The 19,452-nt window shown below is 53.3% G+C and carries 18 protein-coding genes; 16 read left to right on the plus strand and 2 right to left on the minus strand.

All coding sequences use genetic code 11. The features are described 5' to 3' along the window. Positions 1 to 94: 94 nt before the first annotated feature. Positions 95 to 1,522, plus strand: coding sequence for a DUF1593 domain-containing protein (locus ACKQAD_RS02845; RefSeq protein ID WP_409158754.1), 1,428 nt, complete (start codon positions 95 to 97; stop codon positions 1,520 to 1,522). A gap of 111 nt (positions 1,523 to 1,633) precedes the next feature. On the opposite strand, the gene mrcA is transcribed toward ACKQAD_RS02845, so the two are convergent. Then, on the minus strand, positions 1,634 to 4,189 hold the full coding sequence (gene mrcA, locus ACKQAD_RS02850) for a peptidoglycan glycosyltransferase/peptidoglycan DD-transpeptidase MrcA (protein ID WP_409158755.1): 2,556 nt from the start codon (positions 4,187 to 4,189) through the stop codon (positions 1,634 to 1,636). Between the two features lie 111 nt (positions 4,190 to 4,300). On the opposite strand from mrcA, the gene pilM reads away from it, so the two are divergent. From pilM to trpS, 12 genes are all read left to right on the plus strand, one after another. Continuing rightward, positions 4,301 to 5,152, plus strand: coding sequence for a type IV pilus biogenesis protein PilM (gene pilM, locus ACKQAD_RS02855; RefSeq protein ID WP_409158756.1), 852 nt, complete (start codon positions 4,301 to 4,303; stop codon positions 5,150 to 5,152). Positions 5,153 to 5,154: 2 nt separating this feature from the next. Next, positions 5,155 to 5,724 carry a PilN domain-containing protein gene (locus ACKQAD_RS02860; protein ID WP_409158757.1) on the plus strand — a complete coding sequence of 190 codons (570 nt, stop codon included), beginning with the start codon at positions 5,155 to 5,157 and terminating at the stop codon, positions 5,722 to 5,724. Then, complete coding sequence (locus ACKQAD_RS02865) at positions 5,717 to 6,304, plus strand: hypothetical protein (RefSeq protein ID WP_409158758.1); 588 nt, start codon at positions 5,717 to 5,719, stop codon at positions 6,302 to 6,304. The genes ACKQAD_RS02860 and ACKQAD_RS02865 overlap by 8 nt, the downstream gene beginning before the upstream one ends. Then, a complete protein-coding gene (locus ACKQAD_RS02870; RefSeq protein WP_409158759.1) occupies positions 6,301 to 6,681 on the plus strand; it encodes a HofP DNA utilization family protein in 381 nt (126 codons plus the stop codon). The genes ACKQAD_RS02865 and ACKQAD_RS02870 overlap by 4 nt, the downstream gene beginning before the upstream one ends. A 94-nt stretch (positions 6,682 to 6,775) precedes the next feature. Continuing rightward, positions 6,776 to 8,050 (plus strand): DNA uptake porin HofQ, encoded by a 1,275-nt coding sequence (gene hofQ / locus ACKQAD_RS02875; protein WP_409158760.1) that lies wholly within the window; start codon positions 6,776 to 6,778, stop codon positions 8,048 to 8,050. Positions 8,051 to 8,399: 349 nt separating this feature from the next. Next, positions 8,400 to 8,921, plus strand: coding sequence for a shikimate kinase AroK (gene aroK / locus ACKQAD_RS02880; protein WP_409158761.1), 522 nt, complete (start codon positions 8,400 to 8,402; stop codon positions 8,919 to 8,921). Between the two features lie 52 nt (positions 8,922 to 8,973). Then, on the plus strand, positions 8,974 to 10,059 hold the full coding sequence (aroB, locus tag ACKQAD_RS02885) for a 3-dehydroquinate synthase (RefSeq protein WP_409158762.1): 1,086 nt from the start codon (positions 8,974 to 8,976) through the stop codon (positions 10,057 to 10,059). A gap of 159 nt (positions 10,060 to 10,218) precedes the next feature. Next, the gene (locus ACKQAD_RS02890) at positions 10,219 to 11,232 is read left to right on the plus strand and encodes an SPOR domain-containing protein (RefSeq protein WP_409158763.1); all 1,014 of its coding nucleotides are present in this window, start codon (positions 10,219 to 10,221) and stop codon (positions 11,230 to 11,232) included. A 79-nt stretch (positions 11,233 to 11,311) separates the two neighbouring features. Then, a complete protein-coding gene (gene dam / locus ACKQAD_RS02895) occupies positions 11,312 to 12,124 on the plus strand; it encodes an adenine-specific DNA-methyltransferase (protein WP_409158764.1) in 813 nt (270 codons plus the stop codon). Positions 12,125 to 12,244: 120 nt separating this feature from the next. After that, positions 12,245 to 12,922, plus strand: coding sequence for a ribulose-phosphate 3-epimerase (gene rpe, locus ACKQAD_RS02900; RefSeq protein WP_409158765.1), 678 nt, complete (start codon positions 12,245 to 12,247; stop codon positions 12,920 to 12,922). Then, positions 12,915 to 13,619, plus strand: a complete 705-nt coding sequence (locus ACKQAD_RS02905; protein ID WP_409158766.1) for a phosphoglycolate phosphatase — start codon at positions 12,915 to 12,917, stop codon at positions 13,617 to 13,619. The genes rpe and ACKQAD_RS02905 overlap by 8 nt, the downstream gene beginning before the upstream one ends. Continuing rightward, a complete protein-coding gene (gene trpS, locus ACKQAD_RS02910) occupies positions 13,616 to 14,620 on the plus strand; it encodes a tryptophan--tRNA ligase (protein ID WP_409158767.1) in 1,005 nt (334 codons plus the stop codon). Before ACKQAD_RS02905 ends, trpS begins: the two co-directional genes overlap by 4 nt. A gap of 74 nt (positions 14,621 to 14,694) precedes the next feature. Here trpS and ACKQAD_RS02915 read toward each other — a convergent pair whose 3' ends face one another. Next, positions 14,695 to 14,973, minus strand: a complete 279-nt coding sequence (locus ACKQAD_RS02915; RefSeq protein ID WP_409158768.1) for a hypothetical protein — start codon at positions 14,971 to 14,973, stop codon at positions 14,695 to 14,697. A gap of 422 nt (positions 14,974 to 15,395) precedes the next feature. Between ACKQAD_RS02915 and ACKQAD_RS02920 the strand changes: the two genes are divergently transcribed. The 3 genes from ACKQAD_RS02920 to ACKQAD_RS02930 all read left to right on the plus strand — a co-directional run bounded on the left by ACKQAD_RS02920 (position 15,396) and on the right by ACKQAD_RS02930 (position 19,435). Beyond that, positions 15,396 to 16,550, plus strand: coding sequence for a mandelate racemase family protein (locus ACKQAD_RS02920; protein WP_409158769.1), 1,155 nt, complete (start codon positions 15,396 to 15,398; stop codon positions 16,548 to 16,550). A 101-nt stretch (positions 16,551 to 16,651) separates the two neighbouring features. Continuing rightward, entirely contained in the window at positions 16,652 to 18,262 is a 1,611-nt protein-coding gene (locus ACKQAD_RS02925) for an ABC transporter substrate-binding protein (RefSeq protein ID WP_409158770.1), read from the plus strand. Positions 18,263 to 18,394: 132 nt separating this feature from the next. Then, positions 18,395 to 19,435, plus strand: coding sequence for an ABC transporter permease (locus ACKQAD_RS02930; RefSeq protein ID WP_409158771.1), 1,041 nt, complete (start codon positions 18,395 to 18,397; stop codon positions 19,433 to 19,435). Positions 19,436 to 19,452: the final 17 nt, after the last annotated feature.

Here is a 19,452-nt window from a genome sequence, read left to right on the forward strand (position 1 = left end):
TGCCGTGGATAGCAAAACCTGCTATTCACGGCGGGTTTTTTTGTTTTTCAGCCCTGATAAATGGGTAAAACAACACCGACGAAAAAGGAAAAATATGATGAATAGACCGAAGGGGATCATACGTGCGCCGTTGATGTTACTGGCGTTGGTGAGCATGCTGTTATGTCCTGTGCTGGGTCAGGCTGCGGAAACCGTGCCGGAGAAAACCCGAATACTTATTCTGACGGACATTGGTAACGAACCTGATGATTCGCAGTCTTTGGTTCGCTTCCTGCTCTACAGTAACGAGTTCGATGTCGAAGGGATTGTGGCGACCACCTCAACCTGGCTGAGGGATAAGGTCAATCCTGAAATGATTATGCAGCGTCTTGATGCTTACGAACAGGTGTTGCCTAATCTGCGTCAGCACGCGTCCGGCTACCCTTCTGCGGAAGCATTACGTCAGGTTGTCAGGTCTGGCCGAGCCGGATTTGGTATGGACGTCGTGGGTGAGAATAAAGCGACGGAGGCCTCTGCTTTGATTATTCAGGCGGTGGACAAACAGGACGCCCGCCCGCTGTGGATTACGGTATGGGGCGGGGCGGTAGATTTAGCGCAGGCGCTGCATGACGTACGCGCCACTCGCACACCGGAGCAGGTGGCGACGTTTGTCAGTAAGATTCGCGTGTATGCGATCTCCGATCAGGATAATACCGGTGCCTGGATTCGGGCTAATTTTCCGACGCTGCGCTATATCACCAGTATCCATGCCTGGAATGATTATTTCCTCTCTACCTGGATCGGCATCTCCTCGTCGTTTGCCGAGGGCAGCGACATGAGTCAGGTAAATAACGAATGGTTAAGTAAACATATCCGTAGCAAAGGTCCGCTCGGTGCGGTCTACCCAGCGATAGAATATACGATGGAAGGGGATACGCCCTCATTCCTCTATCTGATTCAAAACGGGCTTGGCGATCCAGAACATGCGGAGTATGGCAGTTGGGGAGGCCGCTATGCGGCCATCGTACCGGGCGACACCAGTGGGCTACGTGTCAGCACCTCCGATCAGGTCATGAGTCATAACGGCAAAATGTACCGTACCGCCTCGGCCACAATCTGGCGCTGGCGTGACGCATTCCAGAATGATTTTGCTGCTCGTATGGACTGGACGCTGGCGAAGGAGAATAACAACGCTAACCATAATCCCGACCTTGTGCTGAATGGTCAGGCTGGGCGTTCTATTGTGGCAATTAACGTGAAAGCAGGAGAAACCGTGACGCTGTCCGCCGACGGTTCTCACGATCGTGATGGCGACAAGGTGAATTATACCTGGTGGCAATATAAGGAACCTACGGCCACTGCGATAGGCGTACATTTTGCGCCAGAAGTGAAGTTGGCCAACGCATCAGGGATGCAAACGCAGTTTGTTGCACCGGACGTTAAAACGCCGACGCCTTTCCATATCATTTTGCAGGCGAAAGATAAGGGAACACCGAACCTGTTCTCCTATCGTCGGGCGATTGTCACCGTGATGCCGAAGTGATGTGGTTTGAAGTGATGAATTGAACGCCGATAGCCCGGTCTAGCTCGAGCTAAATGTGCAATAAAAATGGCCTTCCGTCAGGAAGGCCATCAGTGAACATGATGCCGGATATCAGAACAGCTCTTCGCTTTGCCCGTTATCCATCAGCGTGGTGCCGACTTCGTGTACTTCATATTCTTTCGGCTGCGTCCCGTCAATAAAGTATTCGGAACGGCTGTTCCCGCCACCGTTGGATAGCTTACCGCTACTGCGGTCAATGACCACGCTGACGACGCCAGATGGTGGCGTCAGCGGCTGTTCCGGTACGCCATCCAGCGCGGATTTCATAAAGTCATCCCACGCAGGCTGTGCTGATTTCGCCCCGCCCTCATAGCCGGAGATCTGATCTTTGATGACGCCAGAGGCACTGCTGGCCCCCAGATCACGGCGGTGATCGTCGAAGCCGATCCAGACAGAGGTGACCAGATTCGGACCATAGCCGGAGAACCAGGCGTCTTTAGAACTGTTCGTTGTGCCGGTTTTACCGCCGATATCACGACGCTTCAAGTCACGACCTGCGCGCCAGCCCGTGCCCATCCAGCCTGGCTCGCCAAAGACGTTGCTGTTCAGCGCGTCTTTAATCAGGAACGCCAGCGGCGTGCTGATCACGTGCGGGGCGTAGGGCTGTGCGGCGTTTTGCTGTGCCGCCTTTGGTGTGACAGGCTCCAACTCCGGCTGAGGCAGACCTTGCGGCGGTGCTTCGTTTGATGTGGCGACGTCCTCAACGTTAGTGGTCGCTAACACCGGAGAACGTGGCGTTTCACCGTAGACCAGCGGTAAGTTACAGGTATCGCAGACCACTTTCGGCGTCGCTGTAAAGACCGTACCGCCCGCTTCGTTCTCTACTCTGGTAATCAGATAGGGATCGACCAGGTAGCCGCCGTTTGCCATTACGGCATAACCCCGCACGACCTGTAGCGGTGTAAACGAGGCGGCGCCCAGCGCCAGCGATTCGGTATGGACGATATTCTGCGCCGGGAAGCCGAAGCGTTGCAGGTAATCCGCTGCATAATCCACACCCATCGCACGCATGGCACGTACCATCACCACGTTTTTGGACTGACCCAGCCCCTGACGCAGACGGATTGGGCCATCATAGGTTGCCGGTGAGTTTTTTGGCCGCCAGTCAGATCCGGCACCGGCATCCCAGCGAGTGATCGGGACGTCGTTCAGAATCGTTGCTAGCGTTAACCCTTTGTCCATCGCTGCGGTATACAGGAACGGTTTGATGTTGGAACCAATCTGACGCAAAGCCTGCGTCGCACGGTTGAATTTACTTTGGTTAAAGTCAAAACCGCCGACCAGCGCTTCTATCGCGCCATCTTTCGGGTTGAGCGAGACGATGGCGGAGTTGACGTCCGGCACCTGTGCCAGCCACCAGTCATCATTTACTTTGCGTACCCAAATCTGCTGACCCGTCTGCACCACGTCCGTTACGCGTTTCGGCGTTGGCCCTTGCTGCGTATCGGAACGGTATGGACGCGCCCAGCGCATGCCCGCCATTGGCAGAGCAATATTGCTGCCGTCAGACAGGATCGCAATCGCGTTGTCTGCCGTGGTGCTGGTGACGATAGCCGGAGAGAGCGGGCCGTAGACCGGCAGCGCTTTCAGCGCGGTAAGCATCTTCGCCTGATCCCAGGCGCCTTCACCTACTTTCCACAGCACTTTGCTCGGGCCGCGGTAACCGTGGCGCATGTCATAGGCCATCACGTTATTACGTAGGGCATCTTGCGCGGCCGTTTGCAATTTTTTGGTGACCGTTGTGTAGACCTTATAACCGTCGTTATATGCATTTTCGCCGTAGCGTTTCACCATCTCCTGCCGCGCCATTTCCGCGACATACGGTGCGGAGAACGAAATCTCTGGGGCGTGATAATTCGCGACCAGCGTTTCGTTACGCGCCGCGTCGTATTGCGCCTGCGTGATGTAGTTTTCATCCTTCATGCGCGCAAGTACCACGTTGCGGCGGGCAACGGCACGGTTATAGGAATAGAGCGGGTTGAACGTTGACGGGGCTTTCGGCAAGCCGGCGATCATCGCCATTTCGCTCAGCGTCAACTGGTCAACAGGGCGGCCGAAGTAAACCTGTGCCGCCGCGCCAACGCCATAGGCGCGATAGCCGAGGTAAATCTTGTTCAGATAGAGCTCAAGGATTTCATTTTTGGTCAGCAATTGCTCAATGCGGATAGCCAGAAACACTTCCTTGATCTTACGAATCAGGGTGCGTTCAGGGCTCAGGAAGAAGTTCCTGGCGAGCTGCTGCGTAATGGTACTTGCCCCTTGAGAGGCGTGACCAGACGTCAACGCGATAGACGCAGCGCGAATAATCCCGACGGGGTCGACACCGTGGTGATCGTAGAAGCGGCTGTCTTCGGTCGCGATAAAGGCATGCACCAGCTCAGGGGGAATCTGGTCCAGCTTGAGCGGGATACGGCGTTTTTCACCAAACTGGGCGATCAGTTCGCCATCGGCGCTGTAAACCTGCATTGGCGTTTGTAGCCGAACGTCTTTCAGCGTGGCGACATCGGGCAGTTGGGGTTCGATATAGCGATACAAACCGTATATCGAGGCAGCTCCCAGCAGAATGCAAGAGACTGCAAGGATGAATAGATACTTTACGAACTTCACCTGGGATTTTCCATTCAGTAGCGTTTGGACAGTTTATAAACAACCGGGCGCTAGTATAAAGGTAAGCCAGCACTGTGGATATGTTTATTGGATAAGGAAATCGGGTTGAACATGGCTTATCACATCTGGCGGGTTGGCGTCGATATACAGAACGGCTTCATGCGCGCTCTGGCGGTTCAGCGTCGCCGCAATGGCTGGCAGCTTCGTCACTGGTGGCAATGTCCGCTACCAGACGATACGTTGCGCTCGGGTAGTCTACACCATACTGAGGCGCTTTGTGAGGCCTTGCGCACATGGCGTCGTTTGCTGCCTGGGCACATTTCACTACGGGTGGCGGTTCCTGCACAACTGATTTTGCAGCAGCATTTACCAATGCCTGACCGGCGTTTACAGGAGCCAGAGCGCAGTCTCTATATTGAAGCCATGGCGGCGCGTAAGCTGCCGGTTAGCAGCGAATCGCTGGTGATAGACTATCGGGAAGACCCGCAGGAACAGGGTTCACTGCTGGTGACGGCAGCACGGCGACAGGAAATGGATAGATGGCTGGCATGTCTGAATCGTGCGGGGCTACACCCTGATGTGCTGGATGTTTCAACCTGTGCGCTTCGAATGATGGCGCAGTACGCTGGACTTGACGCTAACCGCCTGTTGCTGCATCGCCTGTTGGACGGCTGGCTGTGGGTATCCCCGTTGAACCACGCCTTTCACTCGGGAGTTATACACCTTGATGAACTGAACGACGAGGTTGATATCTTATCGATTGTGAGCACTCGCTATCAACGTAACATCGATAATATCGCCTATTACTCTGGCGTTTCGCCCGATTTTCCCAACCAGAAGGCCGACGTATTGCTGCCGTGGTCGCCGTTAACCGTGTTTAGCCATATGCAGCCACCGCTGCCGAGTTTTCCTGCGGCTTTTACGATTGCGGGTGGGCTGGCATTGCGCCCTGAGGATGTCTGACTATGCTGCTGATTAATCTTTTACCCTGGCGTAAAATCCGGATGCATCGGCAGGCATGTCGCTGGCTAGGGCTGTTATGGCTACAAATAGGGATGACGTTATGCCTTATCGTCGCGAGTTATCTGTTTTGGCAGTACAGGCAGCAACAGGCGCAGGATGTACTCAATGCGGTACTGGCCCGGCAACAGCAACTGACAGCGCTATATCAACAAACGCATCAGGCGCGAGAAGCGTTGCGCCGCTATCTGGAACAAGAACGGGCGCAGGCCGCAATCCTGCATGACAATCGTCGTAATCTCCATTTGCTAGAGCAGATTGCTGGCATGATGCCTGCGCGTCTGTGGCTAACGGAAATCGCCGACCGCGGATCGCATCTGTTGCTTTCAGGCGTGAGTGAAAGCTATCGCGATATCGCTACGCTACAGCATGCATTATTGCGCCATGCTTCCGTCGAACGCGTTCAACTACTACATACGTCCCGGGAGCGCGGTGTGAATACCGGGTTGCATTTTTCTTTTCAGGCCAACTGGCGCGATGTGGGTACTTCCTCACCGGGGGAAGGCCATGATTAATCAAACGCTCATGGTTGACGTTGTACTGAGTTGGCCAGGGTTGGTGAATAAACCGCTCTGGCAGCAGATAGCCCTTCAGTTAGCATTTGTCGCCGCTGCCGGGCTGCTAGCCGGCTGGTTATTTATCGGCGAAGTCCGGCAGGTGGTGCTCGATATAGAAGAGCAAACCGCTCAGACGCGCTTCGCGGTATGGGAACTCCAGCAAAAGCTAGGCGTGATGCCGCTGCTGTCGGAGCTACGTGAACAATTAGCGGAGAAAACCGCGCAAGACGAACCTTTCCAGCCTGACAGACTGGCGCAGCTTATCGTCGAACCTCTGTCACAGGCTGGTGCTTCGTTGCTGTCCTGGCAGCCAGTTCCGCGTCACGCAGGGGAACCTCATCAGGAACGTTGGCAATTTGCGTTTAGCGCAGATTATACCGGCGTGTTGCAGGTGCTGCGTGAACTGGCTGCGCTGCCTTATGTGCTGCGCATTGCACAGTTGAGCATCAAGCCTGATGCGGTTTTAACCGCGTCGTCGCCGGAAACACCACAACTTCAGGTGGCATTAATGTTGATCGGACCGGAGGGTGTGCCATGAGTCCGGCCTCGTTTCGTATCACATTGATGCTGCTATTTTTGCCACATAGCGTTCAGGCAGAAAAGCCCACAGAACGTATCGACCCTTTTCAGCCGTTGGTCACCACGCGTTGTGTGCCCTCCGTGGTGGAGCTACCCGCGTGGCAGCTAAAAGGCCTGATTGGCTCTGGAGAACGCTGGATTGGTTGGTTAGCGCAACCGGAGGTTGGCTGGATCAGGCTGGCGAGCGGCGAAACGATTCCTCCGGGGCATTGGATGGTCAGCCAACTGGATAAATCCGGTGCCAAACTTGTCCCTACCGCACGTGAGGCTGGCTGTGATGGCCTGCCGGATAGCCTGCTGCTGGCATCTCCGTTTATCAATAAGCCAGAGGAATAGGCGAAGTCTGACTGGTATCGCGTATTCGTTTCTTGCCAGAATTCTTTTGACCGATTTCTTTTGACAACAGCGTATCTCAATAACAAGGAAAGTGATGAACATGAGGATGTTATGTCAGGTAGTAGTGTGGATTGGGCTACTTTTTCTCGTCGCGCCCTCTTATGCCCGTGGGGAAAGTTCGGTATCGATGGCGTTTGAGGATGCACCGATAGCACGGGTGCTACAGGCGTTAGCCGATCATCAGCAACTTAATGTCGTGATGGCACCGGGCGTGGCGGGGAATCTGAGCTTGAGGCTGTCAGAGGTTCCCTGGCAGCAAGCGCTGGATATTGTTTTACGCATGGGGAAGCTCAGCGTAGAACGTAGCGGCCATGTGCTATTGGTTTTCCCTGCCGGGCACCTTGAGTCTTTATTGAAGGAACAGGACGAACGTGTGGCGGAGCAGGCGCAGAAATTGCCGCTACACAATCTCTCTGTCGCGTTGCAGTATGCCGAGGCGACGGAAGTGGCGGCTAGCGTTCAGGCTCAGCGTGGAACGCTGCTCTCTGCACGCGGCAGCGTAACGGTGGATAAACGGATGAATACGTTATTGATTCGCGATACAGAAGACGCGCTGGCACAGCTCGAACCGTGGGTGAAGGCGCTCGATCTTCCTTTAGCGCAGGTACAGTTGGCGGCACATATTGTCACCATCAACAGTGAGCACCTTCAGGAACTGGGCGTTAACTGGGGGCTGGGGGAAGGAAGTGCGGCGAATAAAGCGCTCAGGCTGAATAATTTTAATGTTGGTCTGCCGGTGGATACGCCAGCAATCAATGCGGGGTTCCATTTGGCGCGATTGAATGGTCGCCTGCTGGATCTGGAACTCATGGCGCTGGAACAGGAAAGTCAGGTCGAAATTATTGCCAGCCCTCGGCTGTTTACCGCGCATCAGCAGACCGCCAGTATTAAACAAGGTACGGAAATCCCGTATCAGGTTTCCAGCGGCGCCAGCGGATCGACGTCCATTGAGTTTAAAGAAGCGGTGCTCGGAATGGAGGTCACGCCGACTATTTTGCGGGCCGGACGCATTACATTGAACCTGAAAATCAGCCAAAACATGCCAGGGCAAACGATTAAGCAGGGTGACAATGGTGAAGCGTTAGCGATCGATAAACAGGAGATCCAAACTCAGGTGACGGTCGCCGACGGCGAAACTATCGTATTGGGTGGCATTTTCCAGCAGCAAAAAAAGAACAGCGACAGACAGGTGCCACTCTTGGGTGAGGTTCCCGTATTTGGTCACCTGTTCAGAAACCATACTCAGCAGCACACGCGTCGAGAATTGGTCATTTTCATTACCCCGACGCTGATACCCGCCTCATCGTGAGTAAACCCAGTCGTACACTGATGCCATACGGTTATTTTTTTCTAACAGGGCGCAATATTTTGTCGCGTTCGCGCTTATGCGTTTGACGCTGCGGCGGATTTAGCTTACAAGGGTTAGCGAATTGAGCACTGAAGTGTTGTTCCACCGAAAATGTCGATAAAACATACTGCATTGTCCCCCTGTGGTCGGTGTGACATTTTATTCGGTTGCCAAACTACCCTGAGTCTTGAGATAATTTTTTGTCTGATTCTCGCACTATCGCTCATGAGGTTTCAGTTTAGGTCCCGCCGCTGGGTTGATTGGCGGGGCGGGTTATCATTAACGAATTGTCTTAGTAATACCAAAAAACATGGCAGAGAAACGCAATATCTTTCTGGTTGGGCCTATGGGTGCCGGCAAAAGCACTATTGGCCGTCAGTTAGCTCAGCAACTCAATATGGAGTTTTTCGACTCCGATCAAGAAATTGAGCGACGCACTGGAGCTGATGTGGGCTGGGTATTCGATGTGGAAGGTGAAGAAGGCTTCCGCGATCGTGAAGAGAAAGTCATTAATGAATTGACGGAAAAGCAAGGCATCGTGCTGGCGACAGGCGGTGGCTCAGTCAAATCACGTGAGACGCGTAACCGTCTTTCCGCGCGTGGCGTTGTCGTTTATTTGGAAACGACAATCGAGAAACAGCTGGCCCGCACGCAGCGTGACAAGAGGCGTCCGTTACTTCAGGTTGAAACCCCTCCACGTGAAGTATTGGAAGCGCTGGCGAAAGAGCGGAACCCGCTTTATGAAGAAATCGCTGACGTGACCATTCGGACTGACGAGCAAAGTGCCAAGGTCGTTGCTAACCAGATTATCAATATGCTGGAAAGTAACTAAGAGCATACCTTTATCCGCCTTAAGCGGATCCTGAACGGGTTGTTTAACGCGCATGGAAAGAATTACCGTAACACTCGGGGAACGCAGTTATCCCATTACGATAGCCGCCGGGTTATTTGATGATTCGGCTTCTTTTATGCCGTTGAAAGCGGGGGAGCAGGCCATGCTGGTGACTAACCAGACGTTGGCCCCTCTGTATCTTGACCACGTTCGTGGTGTGCTGGAAAACAACGGCGTACATGTCGATCAGGTTATTTTGCCTGATGGCGAGCAGTACAAATCGCTGGCCGTATTGGATCAGGTCTTTAGCGCTCTGTTGGCGAAGCCGCATGGTCGTGATACGACGATTGTTGCCTTGGGTGGCGGTGTCATCGGCGATTTAGCCGGTTTTGCCGCAGCCAGTTATCAGCGTGGCGTCCGGTTTATTCAGGTGCCGACAACGCTGTTATCGCAGGTAGACTCCTCCGTTGGTGGTAAAACCGCCGTCAATCACCCGTTAGGTAAAAACATGATCGGGGCGTTCTACCAGCCCGTATCGGTTGTGATCGATCTGGATTGCCTGAAATCTTTACCGGCACGGGAATTGTCATCCGGGCTGGCGGAAGTTATCAAGTACGGCATTATTCTGGATCGCGATTTCTTTCTTTGGCTCGAAGAAAACATTGAAGCAGTGCGTGGGTTACAGCATGACGCGCTGGCTTACTGCATTCGACGCTGCTGCGAAATCAAAGCGGCAGTGGTCGCGGCAGATGAACGTGAAAGTGGTATGCGTGCGCTGCTCAATTTGGGCCATACTTACGGTCATGCCATTGAAGCGGAAATGGGCTATGGTAACTGGCTTCATGGCGAAGCGGTGGCAGCAGGCATGGTGATGGCTGCACACACGGCACGTCGCCTCGGGCAGTTCTCCGTTGAGGATGTTGAGCGAGTCAAATCTCTGCTGGTTCGCGCTGGCCTGCCGGTGAACGGCCCGACGCAAATGGCACCTGAAGCCTATCTTCCTCATATGATGCGCGACAAGAAAGTGCTGGCGGGTGAGCTACGTCTGGTACTGCCAACCACAATTGGCCAATCAGAAGTCCGTGGCGGTGTAGCGCATGACATGGTATTGGCCTCAATCGCCGATTGCCTTGCCTGATGCTATCGGGTGATGGAAGACGATCGGTTATGAAAGATAAGTATTAACGACAGACACGTCCTGATGGGTTATGGTTAATAAAATACAATGCGTTACGATTCAATGATTCGCCTTGGCGACTACGCGGCGGATTCGAGCTTTTTAGTGGGGAGATGTTAAATGGATGAGTTCAAGCCGGAAGATGAGCTGAAGCCTGATACCAGTGACCGTCGACCGACTCGTCAGAAAAAAAGCAGCAACTTCAAGGTACCTAAAATCGCGCTTTCCAGACAGCACCTGATGATTGGTATCGGGATTGTGGTGCTGGTGTTGCTGATCGTGGGTATCGGTTCTGCTTTGCAGGCGCCTTCTCAGCCACAAACGTCACAGACGCAGAATCAAGCGAGCGGCGAGAGAAATATCGATCTTTCTTCCTCGTCCTCCATGACGTCGGGCGCAATCCCTTCCTCACAGGGTGAAAGCCCTGCGGCAGTTTCCGGCGATGCCAGTCAGAGTCAACTTTCCGGGCAGGCGTCTTCTCAGATGCCGACGTCGCCTCAGACATTGAGTGCTCCGCCAATTTCCGGTACGCCGACGGATGCGCAGGTTCAGCCGCCAGTGGCAGGCCAGCAGCGTATCGAACTGCCGGGTAATATCACCGATGCGCTGTCGCAACAGCAAGGGCGCGTGAGCGAATTCTCTCAGGGCGCGACAGGAAACTCGACGCTGCCGACGGCTCCTGCAACTGTCGCGCCGACGGGGAAAACGTCAGCGGCCTCATCCGCGAAGAATTCACACACTACAACGCCTGCACACGCGAATAACGCCAAGCCTGCGGCGAACAGCGCACCAAAAGCGCCGGTAGCGAGCAAGCCTGCGGCTAACGCTAAAGCGGCTCCGGCAGCCGGGCAGAACGTCTCCGTACAGAATGCGCCAGCCAGCCACTTTACGCTGCAACTGAGCAGCGCTTCACGCGCGGACACGCTGAAAGCCTACGCGAAACAGAACAACCTCACTCATTCGTGGGTGTACGAAACGAAACGAGATGGAAAATCCTGGTATGTGTTAGTGACCGGAGTCTATGCGTCTTCTGCAGAAGCAAAACAGGCGATTGCCACCTTGCCCGCAGACGTTCAAGCGAAAAAACCATGGGTTAAGCCGATCCGCCAGGTGAAGCAGGACTTGAATAAGTAACACCAATTTTAGCCCTGATGTGCTGTCTGACACAGAGTACAATCCGCGGCTCTGAAACGTATGAGTAACTAACGACGGCATGAAGAAGAACCGCGCTTTTTTAAAATGGGCTGGTGGTAAATATCCGCTGGTAGAAGAAATTCGTCGCTATTTACCCGCAGGAGACTGTCTTATTGAGCCCTTCGTCGGCGCGGGTTCCGTATTTTTAAATACGGAATACGATCGCTACGTACTGGCCGATATTAATAGCGACCTGATTAACCTGTACAACATCGTCAAATCGAATGCCGATGAGTTTGTTCTCGATGCCCGTAAACTGTTTACGGAAGAGATGAACACCGCTGAGACGTTTTATCTGCTGCGTGATGAATTTAACCTTTGCAGCGACGCCTATCGGCGCGCGCTGCTGTTTCTCTATTTGAATCGTCATTGTTATAACGGCCTGTGCCGCTACAACATGCGTGGTGAATTCAATGTTCCTTTCGGGCGCTATAAGAAGCCTTATTTTCCTGAAGAAGAGATTCGCTGGTTCGCCTTTAAGGCGCAAAATGCCACCTTCATCTGTGAGCATTATCAAGACACGCTGGAAAAAGCAGAGAAGGGATCGGTTATCTATTGCGATCCGCCTTATGCGCCGCTGTCTGCGACCGCAAATTTTACGGCCTATCACACCAATAATTTCAGCCGTGCCGATCAGCAGAGTTTGGCGCAATTGGCGCGCCGTTTGTCGGTAGAAAGCCAGATTCCGGTACTGATTTCCAATCATGACACGTTGCTTACCCGTGAGTGGTATCAGGAAGCCGTGCTGTATGTGGTTAAAGCGCGTCGAACAATTAGCCGTAATATTTTAGGGCGTAGTAAAGTAAATGAGTTATTAGCCCTCTATCGGTGATACCGTTTTGTATACAAGGTGGGGTAAACAGAGCGTAGTGAATCGGTCAATGGCGTGAAAGACGCCTGGCCGGGAACAGGTTACCCGCAGGCATTCAGACTTTACCGTTTGGAGAAATGAATGAAACCGTTTTTAATCGCGCCGTCCATTTTGTCGGCTGATTTTGCCCGTCTTGGTGAAGATACCGCTAACGTATTGGCTGCCGGGGCGGATGTGGTCCATTTTGATGTCATGGATAACCACTATGTGCCAAATTTGACGATTGGCCCGCTGGTGCTGAAATCCCTGCGCGATTACGGCATTACCGCGCCGATTGACGTTCACCTGATGGTGAAACCCGTCGATCGTATCATCCCCGATTTTGCCAATGCGGGCGCCAGTTTCATTACCTTTCATCCCGAAGCCACCGATCACCTCGATCGTTCGCTCCAACTGATCAAAGATCACGGCTGCAAAGCCGGGTTGGTGTTTAATCCTGCGACGCCATTAAGCTATCTCGACTACGTCATGGATAAGCTGGATATCATTCTGCTGATGTCGGTTAACCCTGGATTTGGCGGACAATCCTTTATTCCCGGCACGTTGGATAAATTACGTCAGGTGCGTCGCTTGATCGACGACAGCGGTTACGACATTCGACTGGAAGTCGATGGCGGCGTGAAAGTGGAGAATATCGGCGCGATTGCAGAAGCAGGTGCGGATATGTTTGTGGCGGGATCGGCTATTTTTGGTCATCCAGATTACCGTGCCATCATTGATCAAATGCGTAATGAAATTTCAAGGACGACACATGACTGAATTAACCGCAGTTCGCGGCTTGGCTTTTGATTTGGACGGCACGCTGATCCACAGTGCGCCGGGTCTGGCGGCGGCGATCGATCAGGCGTTAGTGGCGCAATCGTTACCTGCGGCGGGTGAAGCCCGCGTCGCAACCTGGATTGGTAACGGCGCGGATGTCATGGTCGAACGTGCGCTGCGCTGGGCTGGCGTTGAGCCAACGGCGGCGCGCTTGCAGGAAACCCGTGAGCGGTTCGATGTTTATTATGCACAGACGGTGGATAGTGGCAGTACGCTGTTTCCGCAGGTAAAAGAGACGCTGGCGCAGTTGGCGCAGCAGGGCGTTCCGATGGCGGTGGTGACCAATAAACCCACGCCGTTCGTTGCGCCGTTGCTGGCAGGCCTCGGGATCGGCGACTATTTTTCGCTGATCATCGGTGGCGATGACGTCATGGTGAAAAAGCCGCATCCTGCGCCGCTCTATCTGGTACTCGGTAAGTTGGGGCTACGTGCCAGCGAACTCCTGTTCGTCGGCGATTCCCGCAACGATATTCAGGCGGCACAGGCGGCGGGCTGTCGTAGCGTCGGTATGACGTATGGCTATAACTATGGTGAAGCGATCGAACTGAACCAGCCGGATGTCGTTCTGGATCGTTTTGCCGATATTTTGCCCCTGATCGGGCATTCTTCTTCACACAATCAGGAACCCTTAGTATGAGCAAGCCCATTGTATTTAGCGGTGCGCAGCCGTCTGGTGAATTGACCATTGGTAACTACATGGGGGCGTTACGTCAGTGGGTCAACATGCAGGACGAATACGACTGCATCTATTGCATCGTGGATCTGCATGCCATCACGGTACGTCAGGATCCGCAGGCGCTGAGAAAAGCGACGTTGGATACGCTGGCGCTCTATCTGGCCTGTGGCATCGATCCGAAAAAGAGCACCATTTTTGTTCAGTCCCACGTGCCTGAGCACAGCCAACTGAGCTGGATACTGAACTGCTACGCGTATTTCGGCGAACTGAGCCGCATGACGCAATTCAAGGATAAATCCGCGCGTTATGAAGAGAACATCAATGCTGGCCTGTTCGATTATCCGGTGCTGATGGCGGCGGATATACTGCTGTACCAGACGAATCAGGTGCCGGTGGGTGAAGATCAGAAGCAGCATCTGGAACTGAGCCGTGACATTGGTCAGCGCTTTAACAGCCTGTATGGCGACATTTTCAAAGTGCCAGAGCCGTTCATTCCGAAATCGGGTGCCCGCGTGATGTCGCTGCTGGAACCGACCAAGAAGATGTCCAAGTCTGACGATAACCGCAATAACGTTATCGGGTTGCTGGAAGATCCGAAGTCGGTGGTGAAGAAGATCAAACGTGCGGTAACCGATTCCGACGAGCCGCCAGTCGTTCGCTATGATGTGGCGAATAAAGCTGGGGTATCGAACCTGTTGGATATTCTGTCCGGCGTGACGGGAAAATCTATTCCCGAGCTGGAGCAAGAATTCAACGGCCAAATGTATGGTCACCTGAAAGGCGCGGTGGCGGATGCCGTATCCGGTATGCTGTCTGAACTGCAAGAACGCTATCACCGCTTCCGTAACGATGAGGCATTCCTGCAACAGATCATGCGTGAAGGCGCGGAAAAAGCCAGCGCTCGCGCACAGGAAACGCTGAAGAGAGTCTACGACGCCGTGGGTTTTGTTGCCCGCCCGTGAGTCTTAATCACCGTCAGGAGGGCATCTCCTGACGGTGTATTGTCACTTTCCCATCTCTTTGAATTCGCGTCTTATCACTGTGGGATAGGCGAGAACTCATCGTCTGGAATCGGGTTTTCGAATGGTATCGGGCCGAACGCCAGCAGATGTTGGTGCATACGTGCTTCCCGCGGTGGGTTTGCCAGCAAATTGGCATCACCGCTAATCACTTCGCTGCTGACTTTGGTTTCCATCATCAGCGCCGCGCCTGCGGCAATGTTCTTCACACGTTTGACCAACTGGTGTAGTTCCGGCAACTGATGGGCGCGAGCAAGGTAACGCTCGGTGGCGTTGGCCTGAACGACGTTAACCAATTAGCTATCAGCATAATTTTCACTCCCATTAATTATTTTACCTGCCTACACGCTCAAAAATAAAATGGCGTGATTATCCATTTATTTAATAAGGATATGAGATTTTCTGGTGATAATGCTCACAACTTTATGTGCGTTTGCACAGTTATCCGCGACATAATTTCTTCATATGAAAGAAATTGCCTAATGACTAACCGCGTAACAACCTTAATAATTGAAAATAAAACACCATTTTTTTTAAATTAGCACGCCATTTCTATTATGTGACATTGATCGACTTATCAGGTCGTACCAGAGAGATATCTGCGCTTTTTATCTACCCGTCTCAACACAGTCAGTGGCGTTATTCTTTAATTATTTACATGGCTTACATTCGCAAATCTTGTACATGAGTTGTGTTAAACATCAAGGCAGGTAACAACGTGAAAATAGAATCAATAGATGTCACCGTCTTTACTTATCCCACACGCCGGGTTTCCGACAGTGCGGGTCATTCACACCCGGGAGCCGAGAATCAGGCCAAGATGGCGCTGTTAACCATCACGGCAGATGATGGCCAACAAGGTTACGCTTTCGCGCCGCCGGAAGTGATTCGTCCTCATATCGTTAACGCTTTCTTCCGCAAAGTACTGATTGGGCAGAACCCATTCGACCGTGAACGTCTCTGGCAGGATCTGGTGCACTGGCAACGCGGTAGTGCCAACCAACTGACCGATCGCGCGCTGTCGATTGTGGAATCCGCACTGTGGGATCTGCAAGGCCGCGTACTGAACATGCCGGTGCACAAACTGCTCGGCGGCTATCGTGAAAAAGTCCCTGCCTACGGTAGCACCATGTGTGGCGATGAGCTGGAAGGTGGGTTATCTACGCCAGAGGAATACGGCCAGTTTGCAGAAAAGCTGGTGCAGCGCGGCTATAAAGCAATTAAGTTGCACACCTGGATGCCTCCGGTGTCGTTCGCGCCTAGCCCGAAAATGGATGTGAAAGCCTGTGCGGCGGTGCGTGAAGCGGTCGGCCCAGACATCTGCCTGATGCTGGATGGTTACCACTGGTATAGCCGCAGCGATGCGCTGTATATCGGTCGTGAACTGCAAAAGCTCGATTTCACTTGGTTTGAAGAACCGATGGAAGAGCAGAGCATGGCGTCCTACAGCTGGCTGACCAAGAGTCTGGATATCGATGTCATCGGTCCAGAAAGCCTGTCAGGTAAATACTTCAGTCGCGCCGATTGGGTTAAAGAAGGTGCCTGCGACATTTTACGCGCGGGCGTGCAAGGCGTGGGAGGGTTATGGCCATGTCTGAAGGTCGCAAGCCTGGCGGAATCCTTCGGGATGGATTGTGAAATACACGGTAACGGTGCGCCGAACCTCAACGTCGTTGGGGCGATCAAAAACTGCCGCTGGTATGAGCGCGGTCTGTTGCATCCCTTCCTCGATTATGACGAACCTGCCGCTTATCTGAATTCCATTGTCGATCCTATGGATGATGAAGGTTTTGTGCACCTGCCGCAACGTCCGGGGCTGGGAGAAGATATCAATTTTGACTGGATTGAGGAGCACAGCCTGAGCAAAGAATAGCTTTTGTTTTATATGAATCGTTTTTGGTTCGATCTGAAAGATAGCCTTACCTAAAAATAAAAAGTTGTCGTCTTCCATGCTTCCACACCTGGAGAAGAATTATGAAAGCACGAGCAATACTCCGTACCCTGCTGTTAGGTTCACTCTGCATGGCCGCCACGCCGGCCATTCTATTGGCAAAGACGCCTGACGATCAGCTGATTGTCGGGATGAATATGAACAACATGCTCTCACTCGATCCGGCCGCCATGACCGGTAACGAGGTGGTGGGCATTATCGTCAACCTCTATGATTCGCTGGTGGTGCTGGACCCCGCCAACCTGAGCAACATTCTGCCTTCTCTGGCGAAAAGCTGGATCGTCAGTGATGACGGTAAGGTCATTACCTTCAATCTGGTGGATAACGCTAAATTCCACTCCGGCAACCCCGTGACGGCGCAAGATTTTGCCTGGTCGATGAAGCGTCTGCTCAACCTCAACATGGCACAGGCCACCACGTGGAAATCCTACGGTTTCACGGCGGAAAACGTGGAGAAAATGATCCGAGCCAAAGACGACCACACCGTTGAAATCGAGTTACCGAAACCGAACGACCCTAAGTTGGTGATCTACTCACTGGCAACATTGGGAAGCGGTTCCGTGCTGGACAGCAAAACTGTCATGAAGCACGAGAAAAACGGTGACTGGGGTAACGGCTGGCTGACCACGAACGAAGCCGGTTCTGGCCCGTTCAAGCTGGACGTGTGGCAGGCGAAAGACGTGCTACGTATCAGCAAAGTGGAGAATAACTGGCAGGGTGATGCGAAAATGCGGCGCGTGATTTTTCGCCACATGACCGAATCACAGGCGCTGCGCCTGATGATTGAAAAAGGCGACATTGACGTGGCCTCTGGGATGTCGGTGCCCGATATCAATGCGCTAAAACAAGATAAAGACGTTGTGGTTGATGAGGTGAAAAAAGGCACGCTGTACTACGTTGCCATGAGCCTGAAGAATGAATACTTCGCGAAACCAAAAGTGCGCGAAGCAGTTCGTTACCTGATTGATTACGATGGCGTTAATAAAACGGTCATGCCCGGCTACGGTTTCTATCATCAGCGCCCCATCCAGAAAGGGATGGATGCGACGTTGCCGGATCCTGGCTACAAGCTGGACGTGCCGCGCGCTAAAGCGCTGCTGGCCGAAGCGGGCTACCCAAATGGATTTGAAACCACGCTGCGTGTTCTGTCCGACCAGCCGTTCCTGAATCTGGCGACATCGGTACAGTCCACGCTGGCACAGGCGGGCATCAAAGCCAAAATTATCTCCGGTACCGGTAATCAGGTTTACGGCGCGATGCGCGATCGTAAATTCGACATGCTCGTCGGCCGTGGCGGCGGCGGCGTCGATCCGCATCCTCACTCCAGCCTGCGTTCTGTTGTCTATAACCCGGATAACAGCGACGAAGCCAAACTGACTAACTTCCAGGGCTGGCGCACGTCTTTCTACGACAAACCGCTGAACGACATGATCGATCAGGCGCTGTTGGAGAAAGATCCTCAGAAACAAAAGCAGATGTATATCAACGTGCAGAATCGTTATGAAGCACTGTTCCCGGCCATTATTCCGGTGTCGCAGATGATCGATTCTGTGGTGTTGCGTAAGGACGTGAAAGGCTATGTGCCACACCCGTCTTCTACGACGCATCTGCGCGAGGTGTATAAGCAGCGCTAGTGTCCACACGTTAAACCGGATGAATCGCCGATACGTTCCCGGCGATTCATCCCGATCAGATACGCTAAAAAGAGATGACCGCGTGAGTGGTGATTTGCTGTCGCCGCTAGCCGGGATATCAGGAGAAAGAACATGGTTTTCTCTGATTGGATCAAGCCGGGTGGAGTATTGCGTCGTTTGGCAAAGCGTCTGTTTCAGGTGATCGTCACGCTGTTCGGGTTATTAATCCTGACCTTTGTGATCGGCCGCGTGATGCCCATCGATCCCGTCCTGGCTATTGTCGGACAGGATGCCGACCAAAGTACCTATCAACAGGTTTACCAACAGTTGGGGCTGGATAAGCCGCTGTATGTGCAGTTCTTTATTTACTTTAATTCGCTGATGCACGGGGATCTGGGCAATGCGCTCCTGACCGGACGGCCGGTCATGGATGACATTATCCGCGTCTTCCCGGCCACCGTTGAACTGGCGACGATGGCGATTATCGTCGGTGCGGGTCTGGGTGTGCCGCTAGGCGTGCTGGCTGCGGCGCGGCGCGGTAAGTGGGCGGATTATGTGGTGCGTTTTATCAGCCTGGCTGGTTATTCCACGCCGATATTCTGGGTTGGGATGATGGGGCTGCTGGTGTTCTATGCCTGGCTGAACTGGGTTGGCGGAGCAGGGCGGGTTGATATGGCCTATGACGGTCTGGTGGAAAACCGTACCGGTCTGTTGCTGGTGGATTCGCTGCTGGCGGGGGAGTGGGAGGTGTTCCGCAGCGCGCTGAACCATCTGGTGTTGCCGGCCACGATTTTGGGCTTCCACTCGCTGGCCTATATCAGCCGTATGACGCGCAGCTTCATGCTGGCGCAGCTTTCGCAGGAATACATTATTACCGCGCGGGTGAAAGGGCTGTCTGAGTTTCGTGTTGTCTGGGCGCACGCGTTTCGCAATATTCTGGTTCAGCTTCTGACGGTGGTGGCGCTGGCCTATGGCTCGCTGCTGGAAGGGGCGGTACTGATCGAAACGGTCTTCTCATGGCCGGGCTTTGGTTCCTATCTGACGGGCAGCCTGTTGCTGGGGGATATGAACGCGGTGATGGGATGTGTGCTGCTGGTCGGGTTGATCTTCGTGACGCTTAACCTGCTGTCGGACATGTTGTATCAAATCTTTGATCCGAGGACGAACGCATGAATATTTCCTCTGAGCAA

Origin of the sequence: Pectobacterium artocarpous, assembly GCF_046159765.1 — a bacterium.
Taxonomy (GTDB): Bacteria; Pseudomonadota; Gammaproteobacteria; order Enterobacterales; family Enterobacteriaceae; genus Pectobacterium.